At 61.3% G+C, this 7,704-nt stretch carries 7 protein-coding genes; 4 read left to right on the top strand and 3 right to left on the bottom strand.

Features of this window, described 5'->3' with window-relative positions; genetic code table 11:
• Positions 1-40 precede the first annotated feature (40 nt).
• Positions 41-1,243 carry a Coenzyme F420 hydrogenase/dehydrogenase, beta subunit C-terminal domain gene (locus tag L1080_RS01460; protein ID WP_308202212.1) on the bottom strand — a complete coding sequence of 401 codons (1,203 nt, stop codon included), beginning with the start codon at positions 1,241-1,243 and terminating at the stop codon, positions 41-43.
• Between the two features lie 488 nt (positions 1,244-1,731).
• Here L1080_RS01460 and rfbB point away from each other — a divergent pair, with 488 nt between their 5' ends.
• The 4 genes from rfbB to L1080_RS01480 all read left to right on the top strand — a co-directional run bounded on the left by rfbB (position 1,732) and on the right by L1080_RS01480 (position 4,914).
• Complete coding sequence (gene rfbB / locus L1080_RS01465; protein ID WP_250776925.1) at positions 1,732-2,727, top strand: dTDP-glucose 4,6-dehydratase; 996 nt, start codon at positions 1,732-1,734, stop codon at positions 2,725-2,727.
• Positions 2,724-3,344 (top strand): dTDP-4-dehydrorhamnose 3,5-epimerase family protein, encoded by a 621-nt coding sequence (locus L1080_RS01470; protein WP_284708892.1) that lies wholly within the window; start codon positions 2,724-2,726, stop codon positions 3,342-3,344. The genes rfbB and L1080_RS01470 overlap by 4 nt, the downstream gene beginning before the upstream one ends.
• 49 nt (positions 3,345-3,393) lie before the next feature.
• A complete protein-coding gene (gene rfbA / locus L1080_RS01475; protein ID WP_159924724.1) occupies positions 3,394-4,272 on the top strand; it encodes a glucose-1-phosphate thymidylyltransferase RfbA in 879 nt (292 codons plus the stop codon).
• Between the two features lie 84 nt (positions 4,273-4,356).
• On the top strand, positions 4,357-4,914 hold the full coding sequence (locus L1080_RS01480; protein ID WP_250776926.1) for a YdcF family protein: 558 nt from the start codon (positions 4,357-4,359) through the stop codon (positions 4,912-4,914).
• Between the two features lie 414 nt (positions 4,915-5,328).
• On the opposite strand, the gene L1080_RS01485 is transcribed toward L1080_RS01480, so the two are convergent.
• Both L1080_RS01485 and L1080_RS01490 read right to left on the bottom strand, forming a co-directional pair.
• Positions 5,329-5,676 (bottom strand): fluoride efflux transporter FluC, encoded by a 348-nt coding sequence (locus L1080_RS01485; RefSeq protein WP_284708893.1) that lies wholly within the window; start codon positions 5,674-5,676, stop codon positions 5,329-5,331.
• Between the two features lie 42 nt (positions 5,677-5,718).
• Positions 5,719-7,584: a DUF4012 domain-containing protein gene (locus L1080_RS01490; protein ID WP_250776929.1), complete on the bottom strand. Its 1,866-nt coding sequence runs from the start codon at positions 7,582-7,584 to the stop codon at positions 5,719-5,721.
• Between the last annotated feature and the right edge of the window lie 120 nt (positions 7,585-7,704).

The raw sequence follows: 7,704 nt of genomic DNA on the forward strand, positions 1-7,704 counted from the left end.
GTGCTTCGCCATGTCATGTTCTCAACTCCGCTCTGAAGTGTCATCGTTGCCAACGTCGGGCTCGGATGTAGGTTCCCACAGCAGCTCGCACGGATTTCACGGGTGCCCTAGCTGACAGTCCGAGCAGCCCGAAACCTCTGTATCGCGGTGGCAGGTGTCCGGCGACTCGGCCACCCAGCAGTCTGCCCGACAGTGTGCGCCGCCGGACGCTTTGGGAAGGCTGAATCGCCGCTACCGAATCAGGGTCTATGCTGCGGATCGAGATCACTCCTGCGGCTGCTGCCTCGCGAAGCAGAGTTTCTCCGCGGGCGGTGCGGGCAATAAGCACACTGACACCCTCGGCATTGGCGAAATCGGGATACCCGCGCTCATCAGCCCTCCAGTAGTCACCGGCAGTGATGTCTGCGCTTTCTCCGACTCCGTCCGGACATATCTTGCAACGACTTTGAATTGCCGGTCCAAGATGGGATCCCCAAGACACGTCATAAGAGGTTCGTGCGACGTTTCCCTCGGTGTCCTGTGCGGTGAACTCGCCGGGCCAGCCGTGCCCTCGGTAGCGAAGCGATTCCAACTCCTGGTCGGAGGGGATGCCCAACCTCTCGACGAGGTCGTCCGTCGCATGCTGGCTGGGTACGCCCGCGCAGAAGAATGACAAAAGTATCGGTCCGTCGATGCCTCTCAACTGCGTGAGTTTGCGTAGTGCCGATATTTCACAGGGTTTTGCGACCACAGCCGATGTGCTGCTGTCGATGTCCACTGTCGGTGTGACGGATACCGGCGCATACCTGGAGCCGGCTGTTCGAAGCGTGTCTTTCGAATCGGTGACTCGAACCGCTTCGGTACGACGTGGATCGGAGTCGTCGGGTTGCGCTGCGTGTACCTGCGCGACGCGGTCGGTCTCGAGAAGCCAGGTGGACAACGCAGTGATCGTGCCACCGCTGCTTCCCTTGAACCTGATCTCAGGGTCGATGGCATACGCTTCCCAGATCGATGTGATCGGGCCGAGGATCGGGTGCCGGGTGGATGTTTCCGGTCGCTGAGCATCGACCCTTCGACCCGGGCAGGCCTCAGCGAAGGTGCGGAGAAGATTTGTGTCGGTGTTCGACTCGTGTCCATCCTGAGTAACCGGCCGCATGTAACCGTCTTCGGACAAAGTCATCTTCGTGGCCGGGTTCAGCAGGGCGCATGTGCCACATCCCGAGCAGTTACCCCGGTCCACTACGCGGGCGATCTCTACAAGCATATTTGTCTTCTTCACGTCAAATCCTCTAGGTGCTCGTCTTCGTATCGCCGGTCCGAGAATGCGAGTCGCGCTGCTTCGGCTGGGATTGCTGCTACCGCATCTTCTCTTAGGCGTAACCCTCTCTCAACACGGAGGTATCTGCCAGCGGGCCGGCTGTGCGACTGCGATGCCCGCGGTCGAAAGGCGCGCGTGGGAAGTTCCCGGTGTCGGAATGGGCAGGGTCGTATGCGGGTAGGTGCTATCGATCGTCAACTATGTGCGGGTATGATGAGAATTCGAACAGACTAGTACCTGTTCGCTTCCGGGGGAAAGACTTCGGTGCCGGGTGGGATTCGGTCGCATGTCTGGGGCGCGACAGTGTGGCGTCCGACACTATGGGCCCGAACTCTGGTTGGTGCCCTCGACTGGGAGTAGGCTCTGACCGTCGGCGCGAAAGTACTCTGACGCCGGGATGTCTGCAGATTTCTGCGAAGTTACGTGGGGTGAATGTGCGGATTCTAGTGACCGGTGGCGCCGGCTTCATCGGATCGAATTTTGTTAACGCGACTGTGCGAGATCGCCCAGACGTCAAGGTCACCGTGCTGGATGCGCTCACATACGCAGGTTCCCTCTCGTCGCTCTCCGCGGTACGTGAATCGATCAACTTTGTCGAAGGCGATATCACCGATGTCGGCTTGGTCGACGCGCTGGTTGCGGAGTCGGACGCAGTTGTCCACTTCGCGGCCGAGTCGCACAACGACAACTCGCTCGCGGATCCATGGCCATTTCTGCAGACGAACGTGAGCGGCACCTACTCACTGCTTCAAGCGGTGCGGAAGCACGACGTTCGCTACCACCACATTTCGACAGACGAGGTGTACGGCGACCTCGCGTTGGACGATCCAGCCAAGTTCACGGAGCACACCCCGTACAACCCATCCAGTCCCTATTCGTCCACAAAGGCCGCGTCGGACCTGCTCGTCCGGGCATGGGTGCGATCTTTCGGTGTGCGGGCGACATTGTCGAACTGTTCGAACAACTACGGGCCATACCAGCATGTGGAAAAGTTCATCCCGCGGCAAATCACCAACATCCTGAACGGTGTGCGGCCCAAGCTCTACGGTGCCGGTAAGAACGTGCGCGACTGGATCCACGTTGACGACCACAATTCGGGAGTCTGGCGCATCCTCGAGGCAGGGGAGATCGGCCGCACCTACCTCATCGGAGCGGACGGCGAACTCGACAACCTGTCAGTTGTTCGGATGATTCTGGAGTTGATGGGCAAAGACCCCGATGACTTCGATCACGTCACCGACAGAGCCGGCCATGACCTGAGGTACGCCATCGACTCGTCCACATTGCGCACCGAGTTGGGTTGGGAACCGCGGTACACCGACTTTCGGCAGGGCCTGCAGGCCACTATCGATTGGTACCGAAACAACCCCACATGGTGGGAGACAGAGAAGCACGATGTCGAGGTTCGCTACGCGGCACAGGGGGCATGAAGGTGAAGACTCGACAGTTGCAGGTACCGGGCTCGTGGGAGATCACTCCGGAGCAGTTCGGGGACGACAGAGGTGCTTTCCTCGAGTGGTTCAAAGGGTCGATCTTCGAGGACAGTGTCGGGCATTCCCTCAACCTCGCCCAGGCAAACTGTTCGGTGTCGGCCGCCGGGGTCCTGAGAGGAATTCACTTCGCGGACGTGCCACCCGGACAGGCGAAGTACGTGACCTGTGTGCGAGGCGCCGTACTCGACGTCGTCGTCGACATACGAATCGGATCACCGACCTTCGGCACGTGGGACTCGGTGCTGCTCGATGATGTCGACCGGCGCGCGATCTACTTGTCCGAGGGACTAGGCCATGCATTTCTTTCGCTCGAGGACAACTCGACCGTGGTCTACCTGTGCTCCACGGGGTACACGCCGGGCGCAGAGCACGGTATCCACCCGCTGGATCCAGAGGTCGGCATCGAGTGGCCTACGACGACACGGGCAGGTGCGCCAATGAATTTCACGCTATCAGACAAGGACGCTGCCGCCCCGTCGCTGCACGAGGCTGTACAAGCAGGCATGCTGCCCAGCTGCGACGAGGTGAAGGAGTGGGTCAGTGGTCTCGCTTAACGAACTGGGCAACTCGGGGAGCGCCCCCGGTGCTCCGAATGAGTCCCGAATGAGAGGCATCATCCTTGCAGGCGGATCAGGTACTCGCCTTCACCCGATCACCATCGGCGTCAGCAAGCAATTGGTGCCCGTATACGACAAGCCGATGATCTACTACCCGCTCAGCACACTGATGCTGGCCGGCATCCGCGACATCCTCATCATCACCACCCCTCACGACGCCGAACAGTTCCAGCGGCTCTTGGGCGACGGCTCCCAGTTCGGTGTCAATCTCAGCTACACCATTCAGAAAGACCCCAACGGACTTGCGCAGGCCTTTGTGCTGGGTGAGCAGCATATCGGCGATGGTCCGGCGGCGCTGGTCCTCGGAGACAACATCTTCTATGGGTATGGGCTCGGACAACAGCTCGACCGGTTCGACCAGTTGGACGGTGGCTCGATCTTTGCCTACTGGGTGGCCGATCCCTCCGCGTATGGAGTGGTCCAGTTTGATGATCGTGGCTTTGCGCTGTCGCTCGAAGAGAAGCCGGCAACACCCAAATCGAATTACGCGGTGCCAGGGCTCTACTTCTATGACAACGACGTTGTCGACATCGCGAAGAACCTTCGGCCGTCGGACCGAGGGGAGTACGAGATCACGGATGTGAACCGCGCCTACCTCGAGCAGGGGCGTCTCAACGTCGAAGTTCTCCCCCGCGGGACAGCCTGGTTGGACACCGGGACCTTCGACTCGTTGCTCGAGGCGTCGAATTACGTGCGCACCATCGAGCAACGGCAAGGACTGAAAATAGGCGTACCCGAGGAAGTCGCGTGGCGGCAAGGGTTCATCTCCGATGACGAGTTGGGTCAACGGGCAGAGGCGCTGCTCAAGTCCGGCTATGGTTCGTATCTTCTACAGCTCTTGGACCGTGGACGCGCCACACCTTGAAGCGTCCGGGAGGAGCGACTCCCGTTGCATCCCGGCACTTTCGTCCACACGGCGAGCTGAAAGATCAGGGCCTAGGCTGAAGCCGTGCGACGGTGGAGAGGGTTTGCGGTAAGCCTGGTGTGTGCCCTCGTCCTTGCGGTCGCGGGGGTCGGAGTAATCGGCTACTTCGTGTACACCGAAGCGCGCGTCGACGACGTCGAATCCGTTGACGCCATCATCGTACTGGGCGGTGAGCACGACGGGCGTGAGCAATACGCCATGAGTCTTGCTCGGCAAGGCGTATCCGAGACTATCGTTCTGTCCAACGCATACTGGACCGGCGATAAGCAAATGGCCGCCTTCTGTGCTACCACGGATCCACAGTTCACCGTGACATGCCTGCCACCGGAGCCGAGTACCACCCGCGGCGAGGCGATTCTGACTCGCGACCTGGCGGTCCAGAATGGGTGGAGGAGCGTGCTGGTAATCAGCTGGCGCTACCACCTACCCCGGGCCCGCTATATCTTCTCGCAGTGCTTCGACGGGCGAATTCTGGTGCGGGACGTGCCGCGCCGGTACGACTTTAGCCTGGCCGAATGGGAATATACCTACCTCTACCAGACGGTGGGCTTTGCGAAGGCAGTTCTTCAGGGTGAATGCTGACCGAGTGGTTCTAGCGAAGGCGTCCTGGGACCTTCTCGAATGCAATGCTGCTGACGTCCGCCAAAATGTAACCCAGAATCGCCATCGATACACCCGCCAGAACTGTCCACGCCGCCAGTATCGCCTTGCGACGCCACGGCTGGTGCGGAGCCCGGTCCACCACTGACGCCACCACAGCGGTGAAGGGTACGACGGAACCAAGAAGACCAACGCCCACCAAGGCGTAACCATCACCATGACGCCCGGAAGCAACGACGATGCCCAAGACAGCGCAAACGCACATGGCTAGTGCCACGGTGAGACGACGTACTCCTACGGCCGGGCCGACTACGGTCATGGCGAGGTAATACAGCACCGCTCCCAAGGCGCCACCCACGGCTACCCACCATCCGAAGTGAGCCGAAGTCGAAACGTTCACCGGGACAACCGCCCTACGCGCGCACCCACCATTGCCGCAGCCAGCGCGGCCAAGGGCGTGACCAGGAGATACACCACGCCCACACGGGGAGACGTGAGCGTGACGCCTTGCACCGCGAAGAAGCTGAATGTGGTGAAGCCGCTCATGACACCGAAAAGCAGGAAGGGTCGAATCAGCGCAATAGTGCCGTGCGCGCTGGCCGGAATGACGACGAACAGCAATCCGAAGATGAAGCAACCCATCACGTTGATCGCGAAGGTGGTGAATGGGAACTCGTCGATATCATCAGGCCACCAGCGCCACAACTGATAACGCGCAGCGGCGCCCACCGCACCACCCACCATGACGGCGAGCAGCGTGACGGGCCGCAGCTTCGTATCGATCGCTCAACCTCCGCAGACGGGAACGTTGACGGTCACCGTCGGATCATCCACCAACGGCTGGACAGGCACGCGCGCCTCACCGGGCACGGTCGGTTCCGTCAGCTCGTACTTCACCTCGGTCGTGGCGCCCAAACGGATCGGGACGAGCGTGTCGAACACCGGATGCCCCAGCTCCTTACCAGTGAGGAACATCGTTGGCTTCCCGTCGATAGTCACATTCCGGAGCTGCGCGCCCTGGGTGGCGAGAAGCGACAACGCAGACACATTCGTGCCCTTGGGCACGTTGAGGGTGTTGATGAAGGTGCCCGCCACATAGTCGGGAAATTCCGCGGAAGGCACGGTGTTGGTCAATCGCACCGTCACCGTGGACCGTCGCGTGTCACCCTCACAGCTCTCCGCCGTGTAGTCGATCTCGCGCGTCAGGTAGTAGTCGAGCTTGCCGCCCGCCTGGTTGTTGATCACCACGCCGGCGAACGGGGCAGGGTCTTCGGGAACAGTGTGCCCGAGCGGGGTGCCCGCCAGAACAGCCTGCTCGTCCGCGTGCGCGCTCCACACTGCGATGCGTCGCTCACTCACACCGCGGCCCAAAGCGTCGAGCAACTTCTGCGGCGAAGTGATCTGGCCGGTCATCTTGTCGATCACACGGGCAGCGACGGTCTGCAGATACTGCTTACGTGCGTTGTTGTCGTTCGCGAAGCGGACATAGGACGTTGATTCGGTGAGTTCGACGACGTTGTCGGCGTTGATCACCTCGCCGTCCGGCATGGTGACAGGCCCGATGGCGCCGAGTACATAGCTCAGGGCTACCGGGTCGGTGGCGATGGCACCGTCTACCTGCTCACCCGAATCCTGCGCCCACAGCGACTTCCAGATCTGCGCGGCGTACGGAAAGTGCGAGCTGAGATTGCTGTTGCGCGAATCCGTGGTGGGGCGGCTACGGCCGTACTGGGCGGCAAACTCCGGACCGAGATCGAGCGGTTGACTGTTCATGGGCAGGTCGGAGTTGCGGCCCAGGCTGTCGACCCGCGCCACCCCGTCGTTCGCGCGAACGACGCCGTATCCACCCAGCAGGCCGCCAGTACCGCGAGCCTCAGCGTTGGTCTGGAATGCCATGAAATAGCTGCGGGGGCCGTCGGCACCGAGCATGCCCGGTGCGATTTCAGCGGCAATTGCGGTGTTACCAAGAAGTTTCGCTAATTCTTCGGTTTGTACCTGAAGTTGGGTTCTGGCATCGATAACAGCGTCGAGGTACGTAGGCTCGGAGATATTCTGTGCCTCGATGTCCAATTGCTCAGCGGCAGCAGCTGTCTCGCCCAGTACGGGGGCGGCATCCCGGAGTGGCTGCAGGTTTACCTTCCCGCCGGCGGCGATCAACTCATTCGGGGCCAATGAGGTTCCTGCGGCTACCGCCGGTGTGAGCACCTCTGACGTGAGACCCTTTACAACGGCCGAGATTTGCTGCGACGTTTCGAACGGGCTTCCCAGCCACGGTACGGCCGCCGCGACGCTCCACGGGATCGAGTGGGTGTTGTCGAATGCGCGGGACGCGTACTTGTCCGCATCCGCCGACGAACGCTCTGCGTCAACTGGATTACCGTCCAGTAGGGCGTCTTTCGCGAGCTGGGCGTGCTGCCGAGCCTCGGTCAGATTTGCCTGTGCCTCGCGGGCGGTATAGCCGAGCCAGGCCCCGAAAGCCACCACGACCAGGGCCGCAACCGAGCCGCCGGCGATAATCCGGCGCCGTCGTTTGTAGGCTTTGCTGCGCACCGTGGTGCGCTTACGTACACGCCTGGGGGCGTCTGCTGGGCGAGTCGCGTCCTGGGGGTCAGGAATCTCGTCTCCCGATGTGCCCGTGACGTTGTCATCCATGCAGATCGGCTCCTGTCTAGTCGGTGGGCTGAGCGTAGCGTGAAGTGCGATACCCGTCCGACCTCAGGTAGAGGACGGCTCTTCGGCAAAGTATTGTGCCCCTAATAGAACCCGCACTTC

This window comes from Rhodococcus sp. MSC1_016, assembly GCF_023667485.2.
Lineage (GTDB): Bacteria > Actinomycetota > Actinomycetes > Mycobacteriales > Mycobacteriaceae > Rhodococcus_F > Rhodococcus_F oxybenzonivorans.

Coding starts and splice junctions, on each gene's coding strand:
- L1080_RS01460 (WP_308202212.1), bottom strand. CDS start 1,243: ATGCTTGTAGAGATCGCCCGCGTAGTGGACCGGGGTAACTGCTCGGGA.
- L1080_RS01470 (WP_284708892.1), top strand. CDS start 2,724: ATGAAGGTGAAGACTCGACAGTTGCAGGTACCGGGCTCGTGGGAGATC.
- rfbA (WP_159924724.1), top strand. CDS start 3,394: ATGAGAGGCATCATCCTTGCAGGCGGATCAGGTACTCGCCTTCACCCG.
- L1080_RS01485 (WP_284708893.1), bottom strand. CDS start 5,676: ATGGTGGGTGGTGCGGTGGGCGCCGCTGCGCGTTATCAGTTGTGGCGC.
- L1080_RS01490 (WP_250776929.1), bottom strand. CDS start 7,584: ATGGATGACAACGTCACGGGCACATCGGGAGACGAGATTCCTGACCCC.